At 59.0% G+C, this 26,107-nt stretch carries 14 protein-coding genes; 6 read left to right on the top strand and 8 right to left on the bottom strand.

Translation table 11 applies throughout. The features are described from left to right. Window positions 1–119 precede the first annotated feature (119 nt). Window positions 120–1,916 carry a type I secretion system permease/ATPase gene (locus ROSMUCSMR3_RS14285; protein WP_081507740.1) on the bottom strand — a complete coding sequence of 599 codons (1,797 nt, stop codon included), beginning with the start codon at window positions 1,914–1,916 and terminating at the stop codon, window positions 120–122. Between the two features lie 89 nt (window positions 1,917–2,005). Continuing rightward, window positions 2,006–11,110 (bottom strand): peroxidase family protein, encoded by a 9,105-nt coding sequence (locus ROSMUCSMR3_RS14280; RefSeq protein ID WP_198385531.1) that lies wholly within the window; start codon window positions 11,108–11,110, stop codon window positions 2,006–2,008. 424 nt (window positions 11,111–11,534) lie between these two features. Here ROSMUCSMR3_RS14280 and ROSMUCSMR3_RS14275 point away from each other — a divergent pair, with 424 nt between their 5' ends. The 3 genes from ROSMUCSMR3_RS14275 to ROSMUCSMR3_RS14265 all read left to right on the top strand — a co-directional run bounded on the left by ROSMUCSMR3_RS14275 (window position 11,535) and on the right by ROSMUCSMR3_RS14265 (window position 14,279). Next, window positions 11,535–11,945, top strand: coding sequence for a hypothetical protein (locus tag ROSMUCSMR3_RS14275; protein ID WP_081507739.1), 411 nt, complete (start codon window positions 11,535–11,537; stop codon window positions 11,943–11,945). 37 nt (window positions 11,946–11,982) lie between these two features. Next, the gene (locus tag ROSMUCSMR3_RS14270) at window positions 11,983–13,161 is read left to right on the top strand and encodes an IS5-like element ISRssp10 family transposase (protein ID WP_008281741.1); all 1,179 of its coding nucleotides are present in this window, start codon (window positions 11,983–11,985) and stop codon (window positions 13,159–13,161) included. Between the two features lie 146 nt (window positions 13,162–13,307). After that, complete coding sequence (locus ROSMUCSMR3_RS14265) at window positions 13,308–14,279, top strand: sensor histidine kinase (RefSeq protein ID WP_081507738.1); 972 nt, start codon at window positions 13,308–13,310, stop codon at window positions 14,277–14,279. Window positions 14,280–14,386: 107 nt separating this feature from the next. Here ROSMUCSMR3_RS14265 and ROSMUCSMR3_RS14260 read toward each other — a convergent pair whose 3' ends face one another. The 5 genes from ROSMUCSMR3_RS14260 to ROSMUCSMR3_RS14240 all read right to left on the bottom strand — a co-directional run bounded on the left by ROSMUCSMR3_RS14260 (window position 14,387) and on the right by ROSMUCSMR3_RS14240 (window position 20,854). Next, window positions 14,387–15,055 carry a response regulator gene (locus ROSMUCSMR3_RS14260; protein WP_081507737.1) on the bottom strand — a complete coding sequence of 223 codons (669 nt, stop codon included), beginning with the start codon at window positions 15,053–15,055 and terminating at the stop codon, window positions 14,387–14,389. A gap of 439 nt (window positions 15,056–15,494) precedes the next feature. Beyond that, the gene (locus ROSMUCSMR3_RS14255) at window positions 15,495–16,958 is read right to left on the bottom strand and encodes a calcium-binding protein (protein WP_157667309.1); all 1,464 of its coding nucleotides are present in this window, start codon (window positions 16,956–16,958) and stop codon (window positions 15,495–15,497) included. Between the two features lie 368 nt (window positions 16,959–17,326). Further along, window positions 17,327–17,974 carry a response regulator gene (locus tag ROSMUCSMR3_RS14250; protein WP_081507735.1) on the bottom strand — a complete coding sequence of 216 codons (648 nt, stop codon included), beginning with the start codon at window positions 17,972–17,974 and terminating at the stop codon, window positions 17,327–17,329. After that, the gene (locus ROSMUCSMR3_RS14245) at window positions 17,971–19,422 is read right to left on the bottom strand and encodes a sensor histidine kinase (protein WP_157667308.1); all 1,452 of its coding nucleotides are present in this window, start codon (window positions 19,420–19,422) and stop codon (window positions 17,971–17,973) included. Before ROSMUCSMR3_RS14245 ends, ROSMUCSMR3_RS14250 begins: the two co-directional genes overlap by 4 nt. A 214-nt stretch (window positions 19,423–19,636) precedes the next feature. Continuing rightward, window positions 19,637–20,854 carry an FAD-binding domain-containing protein gene (locus tag ROSMUCSMR3_RS14240; protein ID WP_081507733.1) on the bottom strand — a complete coding sequence of 406 codons (1,218 nt, stop codon included), beginning with the start codon at window positions 20,852–20,854 and terminating at the stop codon, window positions 19,637–19,639. A gap of 167 nt (window positions 20,855–21,021) precedes the next feature. On the opposite strand from ROSMUCSMR3_RS14240, the gene ROSMUCSMR3_RS14235 reads away from it, so the two are divergent. Genes ROSMUCSMR3_RS14235 through ROSMUCSMR3_RS14225 form a run of 3 tightly spaced genes read left to right on the top strand, consistent with a single transcriptional unit; the run spans window position 21,022 to window position 24,490 of the window. Next, a complete protein-coding gene (locus tag ROSMUCSMR3_RS14235; RefSeq protein WP_081507732.1) occupies window positions 21,022–21,861 on the top strand; it encodes an alpha/beta fold hydrolase in 840 nt (279 codons plus the stop codon). Between the two features lie 29 nt (window positions 21,862–21,890). After that, window positions 21,891–22,943, top strand: a complete 1,053-nt coding sequence (locus ROSMUCSMR3_RS14230) for a hypothetical protein (protein WP_081507731.1) — start codon at window positions 21,891–21,893, stop codon at window positions 22,941–22,943. Next, entirely contained in the window at window positions 22,943–24,490 is a 1,548-nt protein-coding gene (locus tag ROSMUCSMR3_RS14225; RefSeq protein ID WP_081507730.1) for an ABC transporter transmembrane domain-containing protein, read from the top strand. The genes ROSMUCSMR3_RS14230 and ROSMUCSMR3_RS14225 overlap by 1 nt, the downstream gene beginning before the upstream one ends. A 34-nt stretch (window positions 24,491–24,524) precedes the next feature. Here the strand turns inward: ROSMUCSMR3_RS14225 and ROSMUCSMR3_RS14220 are convergent, their stop codons facing one another. Beyond that, window positions 24,525–26,105, bottom strand: a complete 1,581-nt coding sequence (locus ROSMUCSMR3_RS14220; protein WP_081507729.1) for a gamma-glutamyltransferase family protein — start codon at window positions 26,103–26,105, stop codon at window positions 24,525–24,527. Between the last annotated feature and the right edge of the window lie 2 nt (window positions 26,106–26,107).

The raw sequence follows: 26,107 nt of genomic DNA, 5'->3' as shown, positions 1-26,107 counted from the left end.
GGCGAACCAGCCGCTGAGGAACTTGGTTTGACTGCGTTCGGGGTGTTCCAATCCCAAGGGGTCGGCGGGGTCCGATTGCGCGGTCGTTGCGGAGCGGAAACTTTTGACATCAATCACGATCAGCCTCCCTTCTTCGCCTTGCGTCCCTCATCCAACATGTGGCTTTCGACAGGTGTCTCTGTCGAATGCCGTTCTGAGGCCACAGAAGGCTTGGTTGCGCTGGCAACCGAAACAGGTTTCGGGTTCAGAATTTGCTCTCTTGGACCGAATGCGGTCAGCTTTCCAGCCTGGATCACGCCAATCAGGTCACATGCCTGAAGCGCTGATGGTCGGTGAGCGATCAGCACAACGATGCCGCCGCGCTTTTTGACCCCCTCAATGGCCGCGGTAAGTGCGGCCTCTCCTTCGGGGTCAAGATGCGCATTAGGCTCGTCCAGCACGACCAAGAACGGTGATTTGTAGAGCGCACGCGCCAATCCCAGACGCTGCCGCTGTCCGCCCGAAATCGACGTGCCCATCGGTCCTAGATATGTCCGGTATCCGTCTGGAAGCCGCACAAGCATCTCATGCACATTTGCGGCGCGTGCAGCAGCAACGATCGCCTCTGGGTCAGGCGTTTCAGCAAGACGCGCGATGTTCTCTTCTACCGTCGCATCGAGCAGGGCGACATCCTGAGGCATGTATCCGATATGCGCCCCGCGGTCGTCGTCACTCCATTGCGTTAACTCGGCACTGTCCAGTCGCACTGATCCCCGCAACGGGGGCCAGATACCGGTCAATGCGCGGGCCAGCGTGGTCTTTCCGCCACCACTCGGCCCAATGAATCCGACAGCTTGTCCTGCCGCAGCCTCAAAGGTGATGTCGCTGAGCAAAACTCTTCCGGTTGCTGGCGCAGCGACAGTCATGCCCTCCACTTTCAGGTTATACTTCGGTCCCGGGAGCCACATCGGCTTGGGTTGATTTTCGAGCACTTCGACAGTGTTCCGCAGGCGACGCCATGACGTGCGCGCAGATTCCATATTCTTTGCATTTCCAATCGCTAGATCTATCGGAGCCATGGCACGGGCCGACGCAATGGTTGCCGCGATGATAGCCCCGGCCGACAATTCACCGCGAATGGTGAGATAAGCCGCAAGCCCGAGGATCGACGACTGCAACAACATCCGAAGCACCCGCGAAATGGCACTATAGGTGCCTGATATGTCACTGGTGCGAGTTTGCAGTTCCAAATGCCGATCATTGGCGGCTGAGAAACGCGCAACGGCGCGCGACGCAAAGCCCATCGCCTTCAAAACCTCGGCGTTGCGTGCGTTCGAATCCGCGATTGCATTGCGCTCAATCGTCGCTGACACGGTGGAACTGCTCCAACTCCGTGTCCGCAATTCTGCCGCGATCGCGAGTGTAGCCAGAGTAAATGCGCCACCAATCGTCAGGGCACCCAACATTGGGTGCAGGAAGTAGACGAATGCGAGAAAAATTGGCATCCACGGCAGGTCAAACAATGCAATCGGTCCCTGAGACCCGAAGAAACCACGCAGTGTATCGACATCTCGACCGCGTTCGAGCGCCTCGGAGGTGGAATATCCCAGGCGGGGCATGTCGACGACCAATTGATGCGCGACGGGTGCCAATCGACGGTCCAGCCGCGCGCCGACACGAATGAGAATTTGGGTGCGAATGACGTCGAAGACGCCTTGAAAGAGATAAAGCCCAATTGCCAGAAAAGAAATTGCGACAAGCGTCGGGATGCTCCCGCTGACCAGCGCTCGGTCATAGATCTGGAGCATGTAGAAAGCGCCGGTCAATGCCAGAATATTGATGACCCCTGAAAGCAGGAGCAGAAAAACAATCAATCCCTTGATACTACCGAGCGCTTTGGCTGCCGCATTCCCGGACGTGTTCTTTTGATTTGCCATGATGTGCTCTCGCGTCTGAAAAATGAAATATGACCGAGCCAATCACTCCGGGCAGGACAAGACCCGCCCGGAGCTATTGTCAGCCTGACTCAGAGCTGAAAATCGTCCTGAGTCAGATCGTGGCGTCCCCGTATCGAAATGCTGAAATCAGGCCCGTTATCTCCTTCGATGTTGCCCTGAATTACGGTCACATCACCATTCGCACCGGTCTCGTGGGTCACGAGAATCTGACCGCCGCCCGAAAAGGCCTCAGAGACGAGTGTGAAGGTGCCCTTGCCAGGCCCAGAACCGTTCGCGTCGATCTGAGAAAGGTCGATCTTGTCGCCGGGTTCAAAGGAGCTGATCGTATCACCATCGGCATCCGAGGCTGACAGAAAGCGATAGACATCATTGCCCACGCCGCCGTCCATCTCGTTTTGCGCACTGCCTGCGGTGATGGTATCGTTCCCTGCCCCCCCGATGAAGCTCTCGATACTCCACAACACGTCGTTCCCAGATTGGGCACTTGACGCATACCCTCTTCCACCGGAGCCGCTTCCAAGATCGACACTGGTATCTGCTGTGATCTGCGACATGTCGAGCGTATCGGAACCTGATCCGCCCGTGACGTCATCGCCGTAATAAACGTCGTCACCGTCATTCATTGTCGCCACGAACAGATCAGAACCGGCCCCCCCTACGACGAAGTCATTGCCAGCCCCGCCCTCGATGAAATCGTCACCGCCTTCACCGAAGAGCCTGTCATTGCCGCCATCGCCAAAGATCATGTCCCGTCCGCTGCCCGCCAGAACATTGTCGTCACCGTCGCCAGCAAAGATCATGTCACGTCCAGCCAAGGCCAGGATATTGTCCCCTTCGGCACCGCCAAAGAGCGCGTCGGCAGCCGCCGTTCCAATCACATTGCCTGACGCTGCGAGCGGCGGGGTCACGTTGCTGTCATTGTCTTCAGGCTCGTCGTCATCCTCGTCGCCTTCGGTGTCGTTGTCACCGGCAGTATCGTCCTGGTCGTCGTCACCGGCGGTATCCTCATCGCCACCGGCAGTGTCATCGTCACCGTCTGTGGCGTTGTCCTCATCGCCACCGGCAGTGTCGTCGTCACCGTCTGTGGCGTTGTCCTCATCGCCACCGGCAGTGTCGTCGTCATCGTCTGTGGCGTTGTCATCATCGTCGTCGATACCGTTGGCATCGAAGAGGTTGTTGTCGATATCCGTAAGGCTGGTGTTTCGAGCGACAATGCTGGCAAAGGTCGTGTCCTCTCCGAACTCCTGATAGAAATCGAAGTTGTCAAACCGGTCGATGTAGTAGAACCGGTCGCCCTCTTGCAGGCGGTCGAGCTGTTCGTGGAGCACGACCCAGAAAGTCTGACCAACCATACCTCCATTGACGTGCTTTTCAGCAAGTCCGCCGGTCCAAAGATCGACCCGGTCGATACCCTTGACGATCTTGGCGCCGTTCGCACCGTCTTCGAGCACGACGTCCGGGTTCACCGCGACAAAAGCAGCAATCTGAGCCGGCGTTTCCAGAACCAGATCTGGATAGGCCTCCATCAGCCGTGCCATATCTTCGTCACTCACATCATTGCGCGCCTGGAAATCCGCCCAGCTGCTGTAAGGTGACAGATCGCCCGCCATGTCCACAGCTTGGGAAACATAGGGGTCAGTCGAAGCCGCAAGCTGAGTGCGAACTTGGTTCATCGTCCCAAGTCCAACATCCCAGCCACGGGCGACGTTGAAAGAGAAGAGATCGGCATTGATCCGAACGAGATCCGACCGGATCGCCTCCACGATCCTGAGATCGACCTCTTCCGCCGCTTGCACCGCCGTGCCGCCGATAATGGCTGCAACGCCGTATTGTGCGTAGCCAGGAGCCGGAACGTAACCTTGTGGTAGTGGGCCATTGAAAACTGACGGATCATTGCTCGGGTTGAGGAAGGCGTCGTACAGGGGCACCTGAATAAGTTCTCCATTTGGCCCCTGAACCTGTAGGTTCTCTCCAACCAGCGAGTGACCAAAGCGATAGGCTGCGGCCGCGAACTCGTGACTGATCCGAGCGTCCACATCGGGATTGTAGCCATCCCAGCCGTGATCTTCTCTGTCGCCGTCTGCATTGCGCAAACCGCCAAGAAGCTTGTCCGCGAACTCTTGGAACACAACGCGCTGATAATCGCTCTCGTTGAGCATCTTGGCAGCCTGGAAAATCTCCTCGTCGCTTCCCTCAAATCCCTGCGCGAGCAGATTCTCGACGTGGAAGTTATGATTCCGCGCCCAGACTGTGTGCACCGATGTCAGCGCGAAATTCTCGTTCGCGCGGCCATCGCCCGCCATCCGGTGGTCAAGCAGGTCGATGAACGGATTGGCGTCGAGCAGTAGAGGTTGCCCGGAGCCAAGGAAATCCGAAGCGAGCGCCTGCACCATGTCCGGGTCAATCTCCCCGGTGATCTCATCGACCAGATCCGGGAAAACGTCCTGAAGTCTTGCCGCGCCACCAGGCAACCCTGGATCCTCAAAGTATGTTTCCGCCTCCCAATGGTGCAGGATCAGATCGCGCAACGTTGGCAAGAGCGTGAATGCCGGATCCGAAGGATCGGCCTCGCCCCCCAAAAGCCGCATGCCAAACCCATGTGCCCCATCACTTTCGCGCAGGAACTGGCCAACAAGCTCATGGCTGCCATAGGCTTGGTTTTGGTCGACGAAGGGCGACGTCATGTTGGTGTGTTGCGGCACGCCCTCTTCGTCATAACCCGCGACTTCTGCGCGCGTCAGGTCAGCCGGATTGTCAGATGTCGGGCTGCGTTCCGCACCTGGCCCCCCGATTTCAATCGTGCCGAAGGCAGGGTTCTTGGCGATGAAGTCAAGCCCGTGGTCGAAGTACTGACCGAAGGCCATGAAAAGCGCACTCGCATTCATTGCATTTGGGGCCGTCGTATCATCATGCGGGCCGAGAATGTTAGAGATTGCACGCGGATCGAGACCATCAAAGATTGGGTTGATCTGCCGGTTCCCATTTTCATCCGCATCACCGTAACGTGCCTCGGTCAACCGGATGAAAGGTTCACCCGCCGCCCCATACGCTGGATTGGCCTCATTGTTGCCCTCACCACTCAGCGTTCTGACGCCGGTGGCTTCTTCGGTGTCATCGTCGCCGTCAAAGGCCAACTCGCCGTTGACGAGGTTCTTCAAACCTTCCAGATCGCGGGCGCTCAGCGAGAATGACCCATCGGCGACGTCATCGTCTGACGTTGTACCACCCCCAATACCGGGCACTCCGCTCGATCCGTCAAAGGTGACACTCGATCCACCCCGGCTTACCGTGACCATGCCGTCTTCGTTGACAGTCACGACCGGATCGCCGATTCCGGGCAGCTCGATCACGTCTTGTGGACGCAGCGTGCCAATGATCGTGTCGTTGCCACCCTCGCCTCGGAACACGATGCGGTGTGCCGATGTCAGAGCAGATATATCGATAGTGTCGTCGGCGGCCGTGCCATTGACGGTGATCGTGCTGAAGTTAAGGCTCGTTGGAACAAAGTTTCCAACAATCGCGACCGTGTCTCCGCCGACAACGCCGCCGTTTGGTACGCCGTTGCCGTCATTTGCAGACACGGCGAGGGTGTCGACAGCGATCTCTTCAATGTTGTCCAACTCGGCGACCACCGTGGTCGTCGTGCCGACAGTGCGGGTGATCACGATCTCGGTCGATGCGAGGAAAGATGTCCCGAGGCTGGCAGCAAGGCCAGCGTTCTGGCCACCTGACATGGCGTAGACAGTGAAGGTTTCAGCCTCGGCGTTGCCTTGAACGCGGAAGGTGTCGTTGCCAGTTCCGCCATCCACCACATCGCGCCCATCGGTCGATGCCTGAATGATGGTGTCAGTGCCACCGCCAGCAATGATGATGTCGTCATCCGCGCCGCCGTTGAGAACATCAGCGCCGCCGCCGCCGTCCAACTGGTCAAAGCCTGCTCCACCGTTCAAGACGTCATTACCAGCCTGTCCGTTCAGGATATCGTCGCCACCGTTGCCGTTGAGTGTGTCGTTTCCGCCGACTCCGAAGAACGGGCTGACACCGGTCAGCAAATCATTGCCAGCGCTACCGTTGAGGGAGTTGTTTGAAAATGTTGTTCCATTCAGCGTGACCCCGGTATTCTCGGCCACCGCAAGGGTCGGCTCGGAATACACTGTCTCAAGCGTGCCGACTCCGTCAGTAAAGCTTACCTCGACTCGAAGTTGACGACCGATCTCGCTGATGTCGCCCAAAAGCTGCTGAATGAAGTTTGGATCATTCGGCGTGAATGTCGCATTGGTCGCGCCGGGAATGTCGGTCCAGACCGCACCATCAAGAAACTGCCACTGAAAGCTGAAGGCCCCAAGACCATTCACGTCGGCGATGCCGCTTGTATCGACCGTTAGCAGCTGACCCTCGACTGGCGAGACTTGGCCATTGGTCGGGGTCGGATCGTTGATGACAGGCATGCCTGTCGCCGGCCGGGGAAGCGCAAAGTCTCCATCCGCAAAGCGCAACAGCTCTATGTTGTGCAGCGTGTCGATTCCGTCGTCGATCAGGATGGCAGGATTGGTGCCAAACCCGGTATGTTCCACCTGAAAGACATCGTTGCCAAGGTCGGTGATCGTGTACTGGTCCCGGTTATCGCTGAACACGGCGATGTCGATGTCATCCTCTTGTCCACCGTCGAGAATTTCGCGCACGATGTTCATCTGGGCCGGCACGATGGTGCGCGAAACCAGCAGTTCGAACAGGCTTTGTCCCACCCAAGCGGGATCCACCCCATCCTCTTCGGTAAAGATATGCCGAAGCGTATCAACCGTCGCAATTTCGTTCGCTGCGGTATTCTCGTCGGTCGGATCGCCAGTGATACGAATGCGCACATTTAGCCAGCGGTCGCCGTCGATGATATCGTCGCCACCATTGCCGGTGATCAGATCAGAGCCACCACCGCCCATGATGATGTTACCATTTTCCCAGAACTCCTCGCCGTTCAAGAGCGAGACGAGATCCGAAAGGCCATCAATCCGGTCAATGCCCGCCTGATCAAGCCCATCGTTGAAGAGTTCCGCTTCTGCTCCCTCTCCGGTTCCGGGGGCAACGCGATCATCACCGATCAGCGTGTCGTTCATCTGCCACCCTGACAACCCTTCGACCTTGTCAAAGCGATTGCGCAGGATGTCCTCCTCGTCGGTGGTGAAAATCTTGATACGCATATCGGCATATGCGTCGATTGCCACGCCCTTGTACGAGACCCAGTCAAACCCGAACATGCCCTCGTTGCGCATCACGCTCTCGCCTTGGACCATGATGTCGTCACCGGATTCGGCGTCGAAATCATGTTCGTCAGATCCCGCGAACATCACGTCATGGCCGATAATCTTACTATTGAAGAACAGTTCGGAGTTATCACCGGCTGTCGTGTCAAAGCCGCCATCGGCTTCCATCCAGTCGTCACCTTCGTTGCCCAACAGGAAGTCAGCGCCGGCTCCACCCATGATGAAATCGTCGCCTGATCCCCCGAACACCTCTGACGAGTCGACCCCGAGGAAGATGACATCCTTGCCTGTGCCGCCCATGAGAACGTCAAGCCCGTTCGCAGAGGCCATAACGTCGTCGCCACCTTCCCCCTTGAGGAAGTCACCTTCATCCCCAGAGTCGAGGATGATGTCATTGCCCCCACCGCCGTTCACAAGGTCAACGCCAAACCCTGACTCGATGAAATCGTCGCCGTCATCCCCCCAGATGCCGTCGTCACCGTCAGAGGTGATGATCGTGTCATTCCCGTTGGTGCCGCCCACCGCGAGATGCTCTCCGCCGGTGACGCGAATGTAGTTGGTTTCGACTTCGCTCGTTGTGGGATCATCCCGCACGACCTTGCCCATGCCAAGACCTTCGAGCACCGGATCGTTCCCTACTGGATCGTCAATCAACTGGTTGGCCTGATTGACTTCTAGAACAAAGTCATAGCGCGCAAAGGAATCCACACCAATATGGTGGCGCACAACGTCGTCTTCGGTTCCGCGGATCCCGTCTGCGCCCGGATCAGCCAAGCTGGTGTTGGCCAGAAGCATCTTCGAGAACGAGTTCTCTTCGAGTTCGTTGAGGAAGTTCTGCCCTTGGGTCCGCGTAAGATAATAGAACCTGTCTCCGTCCTGAAGCGCCTCCATCTGCGCCTCGAAAATAGCGGTGAACGTCGATCCAAGCATGCCGCCGAACGGCATGATCCTTTCGGCCAGACCACCGACCCAGAGATCAATCGTATTCAGGCCATTGGTGTCAGACGTCCAACCGTTGCGCCCAAGCAGAAAGTCAAAGCGATCGGCATCTGACACGCCCCCCCCGCCAAACACGAGATCAAACGCGGCATCACGTTTCTCTTCAAGCGTGTTTGCCGCGAGGATTGTCGAATGGGTTCCATAGGCTGCCAGCAGGTTCACAATCGTCATTGGAGTCTTCAGGTTTGCCGCCAACTCGACCCAGTTTTCATAGGGTTTCAGCCAAACAGAATTGGTCTGCTGAAAAAGCTCTGCCCGCGCATCGTTGAATGAGGGAATACCGGTGTCGCGGCCTCGCGCGATGTTGATCGCGGCTAGGTCAAGCGGCAGACCGAGCAGATTGCTGCGCAGTGCGGGGACAATGAATTCGTCAATCTGACTGCCCTGTTCCGTTGTCATGCCAAGGATCACGGCGGCTGCCGCCGCATCCGCGCTCATCGCGCCATCGTTGTCATAGGCAACCGGATTGAGGAAGGCCGCGATCAGGCCCATGTTGTCAGTAGTGACCTCGCCGGTCAGCTCGTTCACCAAGACACGCGGCATGTTCTCGGTCAGCATTGAATGTCCGAACCGATACACAACGTTGGCAAATTCGGCAAAGATGGACGGATTGATGTCTGTGACCGCGTTGAAGACGAAGGGATCAATATTCGGGTGGATCTTGCGCCCGAACTCTTCGAAGACAAGGTGCTGATACTGCATTTCGGTCGCGAAGCGCCCTGCTTGGAACAGGCGTTCGCCATCCCAAGTCAACGCAGTGGGATCGGTTGGAATTGGGTCGCCTGCCGCGAGATCGACAAGAAGCCATTCGTTGATAAAATCAATATCGCCCGACTCCAGAATGGTTTTCTTTTGGGCCACAACCTGACGGTTGTGCTCGGAGTGGAAGACGTGGTGGACCGCGGTCAGGCCGATATTCTCGTTACCTCGGCCATCACCAGTGACGAAATGGCGGTCAAGCAGTTCATTGTCATAGGTTCCGGCTGTGCTGACACTATCGGAGAGACCTACCGCAGTGTCGTCATCTGCAGTTTTGAGCATACCGCTTTGCGAGTCGAACGGATTTGCGGCATGTGCGATATCATCCAAGAACGCATGCCCGATGCGGATCGCGCCTGCCGTGAATGTGTTTACGGGGGCTGCCAAGTTGCCTTCGACCACATCATCGTCAGCAGTATTCGGAATGCCATCCGCGCCAATACCCACCACGATCTGAGGCAGGCCGTTGGGACCGCGAATGAATTCGCCATAGTCATCAGTCCGCAAAAGCGGGATGTTCAGGACATCGCCATCGGTCAGCTCAATCCCGAGAAAATCGCGCGCCTGCGCCTTAACTTCCGCCCAAGTCGGAATTCCGCCATTTGCGCCATCCAAAAGCTTGCCAGTTGAGACCGGGTTGCCATTGGTATCAAATGCATACTCGCGCAGGAATACCTGATGCGAGGCGTGCGACGTGTAGGTCTGGTTTTGATCAACAAAGGGCGTGGTGGTGTTCTGCCCCTCATGCTGCGTGTCATCTGCTGTACCCAGCACCCCATCCGCACCGGGCCCGTCAACGGGCGTCGACCGGGTGAGCGCCATAAAGCGCAGATGGTTTGGAAGATCGTCAGCAGTTCCAGCAATGCCGTCCGCCCCGAGAACGAGCGGATCGTCCGCTTGTAGCGGAATAAAGACCGTTCCATTGTCGCCCTTGGTGATAAGATCAAGGCCATGGTCAAAAAACTGGCCGAAGAAAGTCATCCAGGCATTGAACGGGGCCGAGATGCCGTCATCAGGCGCAATATTGGGAATCGTTGCAAGGTCGATGTTATCGATCTCGATCTCGTTGCCGTTCGAGGTCGACAGCGCAATATTGTCCACGAGCACTTGCGAGCCGCCGGTTTGCTGAATCTCGACACGCAGCGTCTGGCCCGCAAGACCCGCAGAGATCGGACCTGAATTAAGCGTCAGATCGGCCCACTGCCCATCTGCGGGTTCTGGCAGGGTAACAGAGGAAATGACCGTGGTCACGCCGCCAGCGCCTACGGCAACAAGGCGGGCGGTGCCGCCGGACCAAACCTGATCGGTGCGATCTCCGACACTCAGGCTCAGTTGATAGCTCGCACCCTCGGTCAGAGTGCCGCTGTCCTGAGACAGTGTGGCACCACCGGTCAGCCACGCAACGTTTGGACCCGGATGACCAGCGGTTGAACTTACGCTGTCCACTGGTGCAAATAGACCGCCTGATCCTCCTGTAATCGTCCAATCACTGGGCGCAGTCGTGGTAAAATTGCCCAGCGGGTTTGACGTAACTCCGGGCGCGCCATCAAGGAGCGGTTGATCCTCGAAACTTGTGTTCAAGAGTTCCAAGGCCTCGGGGCCTTCGCCGGGACGAATTGGAATTGCATCTTCGCCATAGCGTTCGTGGAACGCCGCCAGTGCGGCGTCATTCGCAAACCATGCCTCGACCACGGCCGGGTTCGCCGTACTCTGATCTACAACGAGGTTAGAGATGATCCGCGGATCGGCATCGGCGACGTTGCCGGTATGTCCTCCATTGGTGCCCGACGGTGTGCCGATCACGCCATAGTCCGTGTTGGTGACAAGCGGCCCGCCAGGCGCACCAAGCGGCATCTCGTCGCCATCCTGATCGTTGAGGAAGGTTTGGCTGAGAAGCCGCGGCATAGGAGTATCCGCTGCGCCCCATGTTTCGCGCCCTTCAATCAGATTGTTGTATCTGCCGTCGACTGTGCGCAGACCGTTGGGCACAAGGGCCTCTGGAATAGCAAGAACAGCGCCCGGTGTCCCTTCTGGTACGACATTACCGTCAGCGTCGACATAGATTTCGGTAAGCGGCGTTCCGCTCGCATGCGCTTCGCTGATCTTGACCTGCCGAAGAAAGAACTCGAGGTCCGCGATATTCAGTTTGACAGCCATGACACATCTCCCCATGTGGCCCGCCGCAGTGTTTGCGCGAGCAGATTTTGTTTTATCTCAATGCCTTGGAGCCAGGTTCTGAACCTGGAAAACAAAAATACGAAAATGACATAAATAGCCCCAAGTATCCTGATTAGGGTCTCATCGTTGTCGAATTATCACCACGGGCAGAGGTCTCTCGCTTCGCCAGCACGAAAGCCCGCAGGATGACTGGGACCAAGGCTCAAGAAATTTTCAGACCAAAGACCCTATTAAACTGGGCTCAAAGTCCATTGAATGGTCAGCGGCGTGTAGCGTAGGAATTGGTTAACTATAGATTAATCATTGGTAATCGCCTGAAGCGCGCATAGGCGTACTTGAATGAATTTTTTACTATTCGGCGCTGCGTGCCACCAAGTGGCCCCGAACATCCCCAGAAGTCATTATGCCCAAAAACAAGAAACAAACGCCGAATCATTCCAGAGAATCATCGAACGCCATCCTGGGCTGGTTCCATGTGGCACCCAGCCCTCTGGCAGCGATTTTCACCGTGATCGTTATCGGTGTCATGTGTGCGCTCGGGGCCTTCATCATATTCGAATACCGCTCGCTACAGGTTCAATCGCATGGTCGGGTTGGAAGCGCCTATATTGACAACTTGCTCGCGCCGCTGGCGTTGAGCCATTTTGAGAGCCTCGGCAATTCAGACCGTGGTTCCGATCAGGCGTTCAGCTACGTTGCTGAGAAGAATCCAAATCTGGTAATGCGAGTCTGGGCACTTGACGGCGCACTTCTGTACTCGACACTTAACAGGCTGCTGAAAAAGTCGGCCCTCGACGCGGTTATGAGAACATGATTCACTTCCGGCATGGCAGCGGCAGCAGGAGGTGGCGATGCGTGGGACGGACGAGGCAAGCGGGTCGCTGTTCAGCTATGTTGATCTTGAGCAGCGGGTTCCGGATCGTCATCCGCTGCGGTTGATCCGTCGGGTCGTCAATGACGCGCTGGCCAGCCTGGATGCCGAGTTCGCCGCGCTCTACACCGATTTTGGCCGCCCCTCCATCGCGCCGGAGCGACTGATCCGTGCGAGCCTTCTTCAGCTCCTGTTCTCGATCCGCTCGGAACGGCAGCTGATGGAACAGATGAACTATAACCTGCTGTTTCGGTGGTTCGTCGGCCTTGGCATCGACGATCCGGTCTGGGTTCCTACGGTGTTTACCAAGAACCGCGATCGGCTGCTGACGACCGACATGTCGCGCAAGCTGATGGCGGCGATCCTGGCGCACCCGGAGGTCCGTCCGCTCCTCTCGGATGAACACTTCTCGGTAGACGGCACTTTGGTCAAGGCGTGGGCGTCCATGAAGAGCTTTCAGCCCAGGAACAGCGCGCCGCCACCGCATGACGATGATCCTGGCGGACCGCCACCACCGGCCGACGCGACCTTCGCAAACACCGAACCGCAGCCCCAGCAGACAGAAACGCAGCCGATGCCCGACACGCCCCGCCATATCCGCAACGCCGCAGTGAACTTCCGGGGCCAGAAGCGCTCGAACGCAACCCACATCTCTGTGACGGACCCCGATGCCCGTCTCTACAAGAAAGCACCGGGTGCCGCGGCGACATTGTGCTTCATGGGACATACGCTGATGGAGAACCGCAACGGGCTGATCGTGCAGGCCGATTTGACCCATGCCGATGGTTACGGCGAGCGCAAGGCGGCCCTCGAGATGATCAACCGACACTCCCCTGGCTCGACCCGGCGCCTGACGCTTGGAGCAGACAAGGGATATGACAGCGCCAACTTTGTTGCCGCACTCAGGCGCATGGTTGTGACGCCACATGTCGCGCAGAAGGCCCGGAGTTCCGCAATCGACGGGCGAACCACCCAGCATCCCGGTTATGCCTTGTCACAGCGGCGCCGGAAGAAGATCGAGGAACCCTTCGGCTGGGCCAAGACCGTGGGCGGCATGGCCCAGACTGTTCATCGCGGCCTCGACAGGGTCCGCGCCCAATTCACAATGACCATGGCAGCCTGCAATCTGGCCAGACTACCGAAACTCCTTGCCCCCTGACGAAGGGGTCAAACCCGACCCGGCGTCCGCAGTCGCAAAGAGCCACCTTCAAACCGTGGGGGAAGAATAACGTCCTTCAAGGCTGACTTCTTCAGCAGCCTGTTAAAGACGATACCGCTGATCATCACGAGGCGGAGACTCTTCAGGTGGCGATTCAGGGCCAATTCATCGTGAAACTGGAGATGTCCGGCGAAGTTGATCCTGAGTTTCCACTCGCCTACCCGTATTTCGAAGTGTACGCACCGATCCACGATCCAGTAAACGGCTCGTTGATCGCGGTCGGCGAAGTCTATCTAGACGCGTCCGAGCTCTTGCGTGACCGGACATTCGTAGAACGGACGACTTGGGCTGCCGTGATCCTCGCGGCCCTGAGCATGCTGGCAATGCTGGCTCTAACCTTCAGCCAAAGCTCGCGGTTGGAAGCGCTGTTGGACGCCGAGCGCAGAATGGTCAAACATAATGATCGGTTGCGTCGCGCCGCCAACCGCGCGCGATTTGACGCCGCAAAGGCCAACGAACAGGTTCTCAATGTCGTCGGTGCCGAGTTGCATGACGGTCCTATCCAGTTGCTCAGTCTGGTTTCCCTGATGCAGGGCAGGACTACTCAGGCCGACCTGCCCGATGGCACGTCGATAAGCGGGCTGATCAATCAGGTGATGACGGAATTGCGGTCTATTTCAGCTGGGTTAATCCTACCCGAGCTCGAGAATCTGGATGCCAAGGGTGTGGTTACGCTGGCCGTCGAGCGCCACATAGCCCTGATGTTTGGCGACGTAGAGACAGAGATCGTGGAGCCTCTGGCCAAACTGGATCTTCCCCGCAAGATTTGTCTCTACCGCGTGCTGTGCGAGGGGCTCAGTAATGCCGTCCGGCATGGCGAAGGCCGAATTCCTCTGGTCAAGGTTTGTCAGCGTGGCTCGATCCTGGACATCACGATCTATGGTGGCAAATCGCAGGGCGCAAAATCTACCGCTTCAGTCACGCCTTGGCATTTGGGCTTGCAAGGCATGCGACGTCGGCTCGACGCATTCGAAGGTAGTATTGACCTCGATATCGCAAAGGATTCATCCACGCTGCATGTCACATTGCCAATACAATCGCCGGACGACACATCTTAAAGCGTTTCAGTCGCTTCAGATGCACCACCACGCTCAAGCGCTATGACCTACAGCAGATTTGATCCAGAAGTGCCAATAATCCCGTCTGAAATCAACCTCAGAGACTGTCAGTTCATTTTGGATGTGCCCGTAAGGGCCCCACTGCTTGCAAGCTCTTGCGCGGCAAGGACGACTTCAACCCGGTTGCGGACATCAAGCTTTTGAATCAGCACGGACATATAATGTTTAACCGTCTTCTCTTGCAGCGACAGCCCATCGGCGATCTCGCGGTTTGTCGACCCCCTGAGCAGTAAGCGAAGGACATCTTCCTCTCGCTTGCTGAACCGGACCCGCTCCATGGTGCGATAGCGGGCCTGTTGTCTCAGCCCGGCAACGACATTCGCGGAGACGCTTGGCGATAGGTAGGTATCCCCCATATGAACCTGTCGGACGGCATCGGCCAACTCTTCGAGCGTGCTGCCCTTCAAAACATATCCAAGAACGCCCGCCTCCAACGCGGAGATTGCTGTGTCCTTGTTGCTTGATGCTGTGAAGGCCACCATTTTTGTGTGAGAATGTTCCGTCGCAACCTTTGCAATCGCTTCGATTATTACACCGGGCATGTTCAAGTCGATTACGATGATGTCAGGCTTGACTGATCTCGCAATCTTGACAATGTCCTGCGCTGTCTTGCCAGAGGCAACAACAGTAAAGCCCTCAAGGGCCGAAAAAAGTTGACACACTCCGGTCAAGAAAACCGGATGATCATCCGCAAATGCCACAGAAATATCTGGCATGATTATACCCCAGCTCCCCCGAACTTTCCCCAGAAATACGCAACTTCGAAATTAAACATAAATTTACAAATAATGTTGTGATTGTATCACGCAATCGTGATTATGGCAATCCAGCCCTTAGAACGTGTAGATCGGGTCCTATTCAGTCTCTCAGTCTGGCGCGTTCAGTGACGCAAACCGGACCTCTGCGCTGGCCCCTAAGACCAAGCCATGAACTGGGATAAGCTGGGGTGCCCTACGTCTACTTGGTAGAAGCAAGGAAAGAATGTGAAGCAGGAAACGTCGTTTTCCGCGTCACATGGAACGCGCTCGATATCTCCCTCGTCACAGGCAGACCAAACGTAAAACATCTCGCCGGGCGATTTGACCCGGCGAGTGAATGAGCATGAGAACGGTAAGCGGTGGGGATCACGCGACGCGTGCTTGGACCGCCACACGATTACAGAATGAAATCAGACGCATCGAGATCAACAAGCCTGACATCATCGATCCGCAAGATGTCCCCTCCACCAAAATTCAGGAGAGTGTCGCCGTTGCGCTGGCTCGCAAGATCAAGAACCGCATCAAATCCGGCAAGCCCATATGCGCTGAGGTCGATAATGTCCGTGCCCGCGGCGAAATCGGCAATCTTGTCGAGACTGCCGTCACGGGAGAACACAAAAACATCACTGCCGAGGCCACCGTCATAGGTATCACGCCCCTCGCCACCCTCTAAAGTATCGTTCCCACGACCGCCGAACAGCCGATCGTTGCCGTTGCCGCCTTCGAGCGTGTCATCTCCACCGCCCCCCTTAAGGCGGTCCTTGCCATCGCCACCACGCAAAAGGTCATTTCCGGCATCGCCCCGCAGGATGTCATCGCCAATGCCCCCGTAGACCGTATCATTGCCGCCATCGCCGCGCGCATTATCGTCGCCATCGCCCCCCTGCACGAGATCGTCCCCGAGATCCCCGCGCAAAGTGTCATCGCCACTCCCACCAAAGACCGTGTCATCCCCACGATCCCCGCGAATGCGGTCATCGCCCGAGCCACCGTCGACCAAGTCATTGCCTGCGCGCGCCCGGATATCGTCATCGCCGCCAAAGCCGCTGATATGCTCTGCCTTTGAGCGACCGTGCATGCGCTCTGCGGCATTCGTGCCATTGAGAGCGATATCGGGAGGGGTGCCAGTTCCAGTGCTCACATCACCCGAGCCTTGGTCTGGCGTGCCATCGTCATTGCCCGGCGTGGTCACGCCCGCATCACCCGAGCCTTGATCCGGTGTGCCATCGTCATTGCCCGGCGTGGTCACGCCCGCATCACCCGAGCCTTGATCCGGTGTGCCGTCGTCACTGCCCGGCGTGGTCACGCCCGCATCACCCGAGCCTTGATCCGGTGTGCCGTCGTCACTGCCCGGCGTGGTCACGCCCGCATCACCCGAGCCTTGATCCGGTGTGCCGTCGTCACTGCCCGGCGTGGTCACGCCCGCATCACCCGAGCCTTGATCCGGTGTGCCGTCGTCACTGCCCGATGCAGGTGTTCCGCCATTGGCAAGGTTGTTCAAACGTTGAGTGTCCGACGATGTCGCAACGCGCTCGATTATGGTTTTGTTCGCGGCGTTCTTGCGCTCGTAGATCCCACTGGAAATTTCTTCCTTCGTACCGTCATCATAGGTAACTTCAATTGACGTGCCGAGCACTTCAACGCGGGTCACGACAGCGGAAGTGGCAGAGTTGGCCGCTTCGAAATCTGTGGCCAACGTGGTCAATCGGGCGATATCGGCAGCCGTCGCGCGGCGCTGCTGAACTGTATCGCCAACCGAATTCTTGCGCTCGTAAATCCCCGCCTCAATTTCTTCACGTGAGCCGTCAGCATATTCGATCTTTGTAGTGCCTGGCCTCAGTTCGATCGCAAAGATGTCCACTTGGAATACTCCTGTTTTCCAACATGCAACCAACCTACTGAGCCGCAGCCTCTCTTGAACCGCCCAAGGGTCTGGCAATTCGTCAGACCTTCGTCTGAGGTGGCAAAAAAATACCCCCGGCATAAAAACCGGGGGCTACGGCGGCAGGGTCTGGGGAGCCAAGACCGCCGTTACCATGTACCTTGGGGACGCTCGGGGATCGTTAAATCTGTGTGATGCAGAATAGAGATCGCAGAGCAGGTGGCTGGCAGGAAAGGTCGTTTTTTTTCTCGGTATCCGAGTTTCGGATAACATTGGCGCGGGGTCCCGCGTCTAAATAGGGCCGAAAGTAGGGTGATCGGCAGAACTAAAGTCGGAAAATCCGGGACTCAGAGGCCTTTTTCTCGCGCCATCAAGGCCGCTTCGACCCGGTTGCGCACATGCAGCTTCTGTAGAATGTAGCTCATGTAGTGCTTGACCGTGGCCTCGCGCAAACCAAGCTCGTCGCCGATTTCCCGATTGGAGGCCCCGCGCGCCACAAGACGGAGGATCTGTTCTTCGCGATGCGTCAGATCAGAGATTGGATCAGCGCTGCGCGTGCCCCGGGTCTTTCCCGCCCCCATGGCCGAGAGCACCTTGCCCGCAAGTCCGGGCGAGATGAAACTTCCACCTGCGTATACGCTGCGCAACGCTTCGATCAAAGTTTCAACCGCGACCCCCTTGAGAACATAGCCAGAGGCCCCCGCTTTCAGCGCCCTCAGCAGATCGTCATCCTGCTCGGACACAGTCAGCATGACAATACGAACGGTCGGAAATTGCTCGGATATCCGTTCTGCCGCCGTCAGACCGTTACCCGGCATGGAAATATCAAGCAGTGCGAGGTCAGGCAGCACTTGCCCCGTCGCCGCGACCGCTTCATCAGCGCCTGTACACTCTGCCAAGACATCAAACCCGCCATCCTCTTGAAGAGAGCGGATTACACCGCCGCGAAACAACGGGTGATCGTCGGCAATGACGATCCGAATACGCTCTGTCATCGCGCGCTCTTTTCGATCTGTAGGCGCATCGTCAAGCGCGTGCCCCGGCCCGGCCCTGTATCGACATCAAAAATACCCCCAACACTCTGAACACGCTCGCGCAACCCGGCAAGACCGATGCGACCTTTGTCGAAATTGGCCTTTGGATCAAAACCCGGACCCCGGTCACTGACCGAAACGACAAGACAACCGCCCTGCATCGCAAACTCGACCTTTTGACCAACGCCACCCGCGTGGCGCCACGCATTCATCAGGCCCTCTTGTACGAAACGAAAGATGCAAATGAGCTGTGGCAGGCCGGGACGCAGGTTGTCGCCATCCTTGCCATTGCTGTCGAGGATGACTTCGGTTTGTGTGCGTTCTGCATGCGCATCGGCGGCTCTCCGGATCGTCTCCAGAATGGTTGCGCCTTCCAGCTTGGGCAGCACCAGCCCGCGCGCCAATCCACGGATATCCGCCAAAGCCTCTTCCAGCGCGTGCAAGATGAGGTCCGCCTCCTCGGGGCCCCCGGATTTGCGCCATGCGCTGATCCGCATATTGGCAAAGGCGAGCGCCTGCGCGGGCCCGTCATGCAGTTCCGCCCCGATCCGTCTGAGCAACTGTTCGTTAAGCGCCGAGAATTGCTCTGACGCGCTCTGGATGCGCAGGCGCAGCAAATCATTTTGCAGGCCGACCTTGGTGATCTGCCTCAAACGTTGCTGCAATTCCGACCGCTGGAACTCGATCGTGCGGCTGCCCGCACGCACGATGCCGAACAAGGTTACAAAGGTCAGACCGGCCACTGCCGCAACAACAGCCCAGGCTGTCCAGCGGGCAACGCGCAGGTCTTCATGGAGTTCGCTGGCATCTTGATAGAATTCGGCGACGGCAATGATCTCTCCGGTCCGGATCGAATGGATAGGATTGTACACTTCCAGTAGCGGTAGACCAAACGCCCGCTCCCCTCTGGATTCGTCGTGATCAAGGTCGTCAAATCCTGCAATGATATCCCCTTGCCATGCCTGCAACAGGTCGTCATGCGCCTTGAATGTCTGACCGATCATCGCGCCATCGCTGGCATAGGCCACATGCCCGCCTTCCTTCCATATCTTGACCGAGAGAATCCTTTCGCGCGTTGCCGGCCGCGCAAGAAGCTCCTCAAGCTTGGCGCGCCGCTCGTCGGACAGGGCGTTCCCATCGGCAAGTTCCTGCGAAAGCGGTGCAATCAGGCTTTCCATGTAAACAGCGGCAGAAATCGCAGAGTTGCGCACAACGGCGGTCTCGATGCGCGAGTTCACAAAAGCACCGATCAGCACCATTCCGATCAGGCTGACGATTCCCCCAACAATTGCAAATCGGCGGTGCAGGGGTAGGTCATGAAACGCAGTCAACAACGGCAACCGAGGCTTGCCAGACTTGTCCTCGGGCCCGGCACCATCAACAGCATAGTCGTTTTCCAAAACTGTCACGGGTTCTCCTGCCACCATGAACGCGGTTTCGTGCCTTGGATATCACGCCCTCATCAACAAACTCGCTTCTCTCAGGAACTCCGTCTGTTCCCGCAGGATGTGTCAAGCCTGTCGTTGGATTTACGTCATCCTTGCGCTTTGGTCTTCCGACTAAAGTCTGTTTGTTCGCAGCCCTGACCGCAGCATGTCGCATTCTGCCGAATTGCACGCAAAGTCAGGTAACACCCGTGTCTTGCAGGATGCGCGGAATGGCATGTTTCACTTTGAAAAACCCCGCCGTGGCATGGGGCCAGATTGCGCGATCCCAGGCCCGCTGCCATTCTGCCAAAGCAATACCCTGCGCTGAAAGATGGGGACGCGCCGTATCGAGCCAGTCAAAAAGCGGCCCCCGCGTGACATAGGGGGTAACGATCTGCGTTGCCCCTGCTGTGACGGCCCAATCCACCAAGGCCTTGGGATGATCGGCACGGGCCATATCAGCCACAACGCCCAGCCGTTCAGAAGCATCAGCAAGCGCGCCCACCTCGAACTGATGAACGGCCTCGGACACAGGCAAGGATGAGCGAAGATGACTGCTGCGCAGCGCCACCACCGCGCGGATATCAAGCGCGGAATGATCGAAATCCTCAACCCGGCAGTCTTCATCCGTGATCAAAAGCAAGGTGGGACGTGCGGCTTGTGGTGCCAAGACCGGGCGCAGGGGCTGCACGGGGGGCAGCCCCTCAGGCTCGGTCGCCTCTAGGCCCTCGGTCACTTCGGCAAAATCCGCAGCGCGGGGCGTGAAGCGACCATTGGTAAAGGTGGCGATATTGTCAGCGCGCGCAGGATAGGGCCTGCCTCGCGTATGCAGACCCGCGACCCAACGCCAACCCAACGTATTTGCGGCGGCATCCCCATCAATCAAATGCCGGTAAAAGAAATCAGCCCCCAGACGCCAAGGCAGCCCAAGCGTGAATATCCAGATCGAGGCGAACCACATCCGCGCATGATTGTGCAAATACCCGGTCTCAACCAGTTCCGCAGCCCAGGCATCGAAACAGGCAAGCCCGGTTTGCCCGTCGGTCGCCCGCGCCACTTCGCGGCGCAGACGACGGTCGTTGTCGAGCGCCGCCAGATCCCTTTCAAGCCCCTGCACATAACTGACCCAAACCTGCGGTCTGCGCTCTAACCAGCCTTTGAAATAGCCGCGCCAGATCACCTCCTGCACGAACTTTTCGGATTGCTCGGGACCATGCGCCGCAAGCGCAGTTGCCACAACATCAGACTCAAGCACCAGCCGCCGCCGGATATAGGGCGACAGCCCGGATACCGCGCTATGCGCCCCCGGCCCATGGTCGGTGTTTCGGCCATTGGCATAGCGCCGCCCCATACGTGGCGCAAACGCGACCAGCTTTGTCATGCCTTCGGCGTGGGTCGCCTTCAATTCAGTCATCGCGTCTCTAGCCTGTCGAAAAAATCTGCAGTCGGCTGCACAGATGACGCGGCGCGCCCAGAATTCAACACGGGCTCTGCACCCGGCGCTGCACGAAATTTTCGGGTCAGTGGAATAATCCCCTCAGTGCCCCGTTTGTCCAGAAGCACATCAGACAGGAGGCACACATGCATCGCCCCACATTCAAGACAATCGTCACCTCGCATCGCGTGGCCTCGTCGTCGGGCACCTTGCCCGCGCGGGTCATCAATCCGGCAGGGTTATCTGGCCTTCCTCCATTGGTGGTTCTGCACGGGATTTCGCGTAACGCCGATGAATTGGTCGATCTGTTCGCACCAGTGGCCGAAAAGCGCGGGCGCATCGTGGTCGTGCCGCATTTCTCGGAACCTGACTGGCCACATTTTCAGCGCCCTTGCCGCGCGGCGCGGCCCGATCAGGCGCTTTTGGCGATGCTGTCGCATCTGGCGATGATCGACAATGCCTTTGCCGGTCCGGTCGATCTGTTCGGGCATTCCGGTGGGGCACAACTCGCCCATCGTTTTGCAATGCTCTATCCGCACCGGGTGGGACAGCTCAATCTTGCGGCTGCGGGATGGTATTGCCTGCCTGACACCAGCATGGCCTATCCCTATGGCCTTGGGATCGACGCGGAACCCACAAGCCTGCCTTGGGCACGGCGACATCAGCAGGCCCTCAGCGCCTATCTCCGCCTGTCGGTTCGGGTGTTCATCGGCCTTGAGGATTCCTTGCGCGACGACGCCCTGCGCAAGACACCCCAACTGGACCGCGTACAGGGTCTGACACGGATTGCGCGGGCGCAGACCTATGTCGCGCATTTCCGCAAGGCTGCGCAGGCCCTTGGGATCACTCCCGACATCAGCCTGACGCATTTGCCCGGCGTTGGCCATGACGTGGCCCAAGCGATCCGCGACGCCGGACTTGCAACCAAAGTGGCTTGGGGCGTCAACACCTCCGGCACATGGCCATCCCTTGCTGTGGCAAGCTGATAACTCTCATTTCCTTGAGGATCACCCCCATGACACATGACATGCTTTCTTCGCTGACAGACGCCAAATGGACATTCTCGACCCGGCGGGTCAATCACACCGATATTGCCGGTCTGGATACCGCATTCGCCGCAGCCCGGCCCGGCGACCTGATCTTGGCTCAGGTCGAAAGCCTTGGACAACATCAGCGCGTCCAGCTTTCTACGGGGCGCCCGTCCTTGATCTATCCCGGCGATATGGTGGTGCTGGCCTGTGGTGCGCGCTATGCCCCCGATCAATTCGAAGGGCTGGCCGAGATTGACCCGAACGGGGCCGATCTTCTGGCGGGTGGCGGCTGCATCGGCCGGATGGTGTCTCGGAATGAGCGGATCAAGACCGCGACCCGCCTCCTGCCCTTTGGCCGACTGCTCGATGCCACGGGCAAACCTGTGAACCTCAGGCGCTACGCCCTGCCGCCAACGACTGCCGCCAGCGATATTCCCGTGATCTTCGTGCTCGGGACGGCGATGAACTCGGGCAAGACATTGGCCACGGCTCAGCTCTCGTTGGGGCTGCGACGCGCAGGGTACAAGGTGGCCGCACTCAAAGGCACAGGCACCGGCGCCTTTGGCGATTTGAACGAATATGCCGACACAGGCGCACATTGGGTGGCCGATTTCACAGATGCCGGGATGGTCACCACCTACCGCGAACCCCTGGGGCGGATAAAGGCGGGACTCGAGCTTCTGCTTGACCATGCGGCACAACGAGGCTGCCAAATCGCTGTCATGGAAATCGCCGATGGGCTTTTCCAACGGGAAACCGGCGCGCTCATCGCTGACCCTTGGCTGCGCGCGCGTCAGTCGAGCGTGATCTTTGCCTGCGGTGATGCTGTTGCGGCTGCGGGCGGGGTGGCCGAACTGGCCCGTCACGGGCTGCGCCCCGATGCATTGACCGGCATCGTCAGTTGTTCGCCCATGGCTGTGGCCGAGGCAGAGACCGCCACCGGCGTGCCGGTCCTGCGCAAAGGTGATCTGGCCGATCCGGCTGAGGCGAATGTCTTTGCCTTGCGCGCATTTGGTACGGATCGGCGGGCCGCGTAATGGCGTTGCCCCCGCTTCTGGATCGCGGGCGTGGGCGCGGCTTGGCCCTTGTTGCCATGCTCACGCTGATGCAGGGCGTGGCGGCCGGGGCCGCTGCCTTTGCCACCCGTGCACTCTTTGAAACCATGCATGGCGGCGACGCGCTACCGCTTGTCGGCCTGAGCGTCCTTGCAGGGGCTGGGGCGATTATCGCCATGACACGCATCGCCGCGCGATATCTGGGCGAAGGCATTGGCCAGGACTATGCCCGACAGATCAGGGCCGCTCTCTTCGAGCACGCGGCGCATATGCCCGCAAGCGCTGTGGCAGAGCGGCGCGCAGGCTATGTGTCGCTCCGTTTCGTCGGCGACATGACCGCCTTTCGGAACTGGTTGGGGTTGGGGCTGCCGCGCCTCGTCGCCGGGGCCGTGCTGATCCCGACGATGCTCGTCGTGCTCTGGCTGCTCGACCCGGTATTTGCCTTGGCAGTTGTGCCGGTCTTTGGGATCACGCTGCTGGCCATCACGCTCGGGGGGATGCGATTGATCCCTCTGCACCGCCGCCTGCGGGTGCGCAGGGCGCGGATCGCGGCAGAGATGGCCGAGCGTATGCCATTGGCGCCGCAACTTGATCGCCTAGGCCGGCGGCGCAAGGAACTGGCCCAGCTGGACAAGCGCACAGAGGCGATGATCCGTGCCGCCCTGCGCCACCGCCTCAGCGCCGAAACCCTCAACGCGCTTCCCGATCTTGCTGCGGGGATTGCAGCGGCACTGGTCATCCTGACGGGGCACCGCGCCGGGTTGGGCACGGGCAACATCGCCGCAGCACTGGCTGTGCTTGGGCTTTTGCTGTCGCCCCTGCGCGATCTTGGCGGGGTCTGGAACCACCGCGCTGCCTTTCGTGTCGCCGCGACCAAGGCCCAAGCCGCGCTCTCGCGCCAGAAACGCGATCTCTACCGCACCGGGCAACGCCTGCCCAAAGGGCCTGTCGATGTCACGTTCGAGAATGTGCCTCTGCCGTCGGGGCAGATGTTGAGTCTGCATGCCAAAGGCGGCACCAAAACCTGTCTACCGATTGGCGAGCTGGATGCGCGGGCTGTTCGCGATATGCTGCTTGGGCTCGATACGCCCTCGGCGGGGCGCATCCTGCTGTCGGGCATCGACCTGCGCGATCTGAGCCGGGGCAGCCTGCGCCGCCACGTCCAGTGTCTCAGCACTGCGCCAGAGGTTCTGCAAGGATCGTTGCGCCGCGCCCTTTTGATGGGGTGCGACCATCGCCCAGAGGATGCAACGCTCGAGCAACTGGCCCGCGAGGTTGGGCTTGGCCCACTGCTCAAGCGTCTTGGAGGGCTGAGCGGAACAGTCCTAGAGCGCGGCAAGAACCTGACCCAGACAGAGCGCTTTTCCCTTGGCCTTGCCCGCATTCGGCTGTTGCCCCCCAAAGTGCTCTTGCTGGGGCTTGAGAGCGATCCGGGCGACTGGATGAGATTCGCCGTTCATCTGGGAAAAACAGGCGTAACCGTCATCCAGATGGGCAGAGCGCAGCAAGCGGCGCAAGTTGCAGCCTGAGCCCACCCGCACTGGCCTGCCCTGCCCCCAGACCTCAATCAGTGATCGCGGCCCCATCCGAACGCGGATCGGCAGCGGCCTCGATCAACCCAGTCGGATGGAGCACCACAGCCCCGGCATGGCCCGCAAGATCCGAATACGCAGGGATCATCTCAACCTCATGGCCCGCGTCTTGCAGCGCTAAAACCAGCTTCGGATCAAACCGATCCTCAAGCTTCAGCGATGTCGTCTCCTGCCCCCAGGTCTTGCCCAAGAGCCAACGGGGCGCTGTCACCGCCTCTTGCAGGCCCATGCCGAACTGAACATAGCGGGTGAACACGGCGGATTGCGTCTGGGGCTGTCCCTCGCCACCCATCGTGCCATAGGCCATGACCCGCCCGTCATGCAATTCGGCCATGGCGGGATTAAGCGTGTGGAACGGGCGCTTACCGGGGGCGAGCTGGTTCGGCCCCGGAGCCAGCGAAAATCCCGCGCCCCGGTTCTGAAAGAAGACGCCTGTATCCGTGCAGGTGAGCCCCGAGCCGAATTCCCAAAACACGGACTGAATAAAGCTGACGACCGTGCCGTCGGCGTCGCAGGCCCCCATCCAGATCGTATCGCCCTCTTTCGGCTCATAGGGCCAGGGCAGCGCCTTGGTTCTGTCGATCTGTGCCGCCAGCATATCCAGCGCCGCATCTGTTAGCCATTCCTGCGCCGGTGTCGCCATATGGGTGTGGTCACCCAATTCGGCATTGCGCCGGATGAACGCCTGTTTGGTGGATTCGATCAGCCCGTGGATGTGATCAAAGCCGTCACCCGTCGTCACACCCAATCGGTCAAAGAGACCAAGGATCATCAGGGATGAGACCCCCTGCGTGGGTGGGATCATGTTGTAGAGCCGCCCCTGAGAGGTCTCCAAACTCAGCGGGGTCACCGGCTCTGCGGCATAGGCGCTGAAATCCTCGGCGCGCAGCGGGCTGCCGTTCTCCTCAAGATAGGCGGCATGGGTGCGGGCCAGCGGGCCATCGTAATAGGCGCGCAGCCCCTCGTCAGAGAGATGGCGCAGGGTTCGGGCAAGGGCCGATTGGCGCAGATGCGCGCCCGCCTCTGGCACCTTGCCACCGATCAGAAAGGTCTCGGCAAAGCCCGGCACGTCGCGCAACCCGTCCAGCTTTTCGGCCGTGGTGCGCGATTGATTGCCGGTTACGGCGATGCCGCGTTCAGCATAGGCAATCGCAGGCGCCAAGAGACGCGAGAGCGGCAGCTTTGTGGCTTGCACGTCAAGCGCTGCCTCCCAGCCGCCGATTGTGCCGGGAACCGTCAGCGCAGCCAGACCGCCCCGCGTGGGAATTGCCTTATGATGCCCACGCGCCGCATACCACTCTGGCCTCGCCAGCCCCGCCGCCTGCCCGCCCGCAAAGATGCCGACAGGTGGCTTTCCCGGTTGCTTGATCAGCCAGAAGCCATCCCCGCCAATGCCGTTCATATGCGGATAGACCACCGCAATCGTCGCCGCAGCGGCGACCATCGCCTCTATCGCTGTGCCACCGTCGCGCAGCACATCCCGTCCCGCCAATGCGGCGGCCCGGTGGGGCGCGGACACCGCGCCGTTATATCCCAAGGCAGCATGAAGCATGG

This window comes from Roseovarius mucosus, assembly GCF_002080415.1.
Taxonomy (GTDB): Bacteria; Pseudomonadota; Alphaproteobacteria; order Rhodobacterales; family Rhodobacteraceae; genus Roseovarius; species Roseovarius mucosus_A.
Note: the sequence above shows the minus strand (reverse complement) of the source record. Positions and strands in the feature narration are given on the sequence as shown.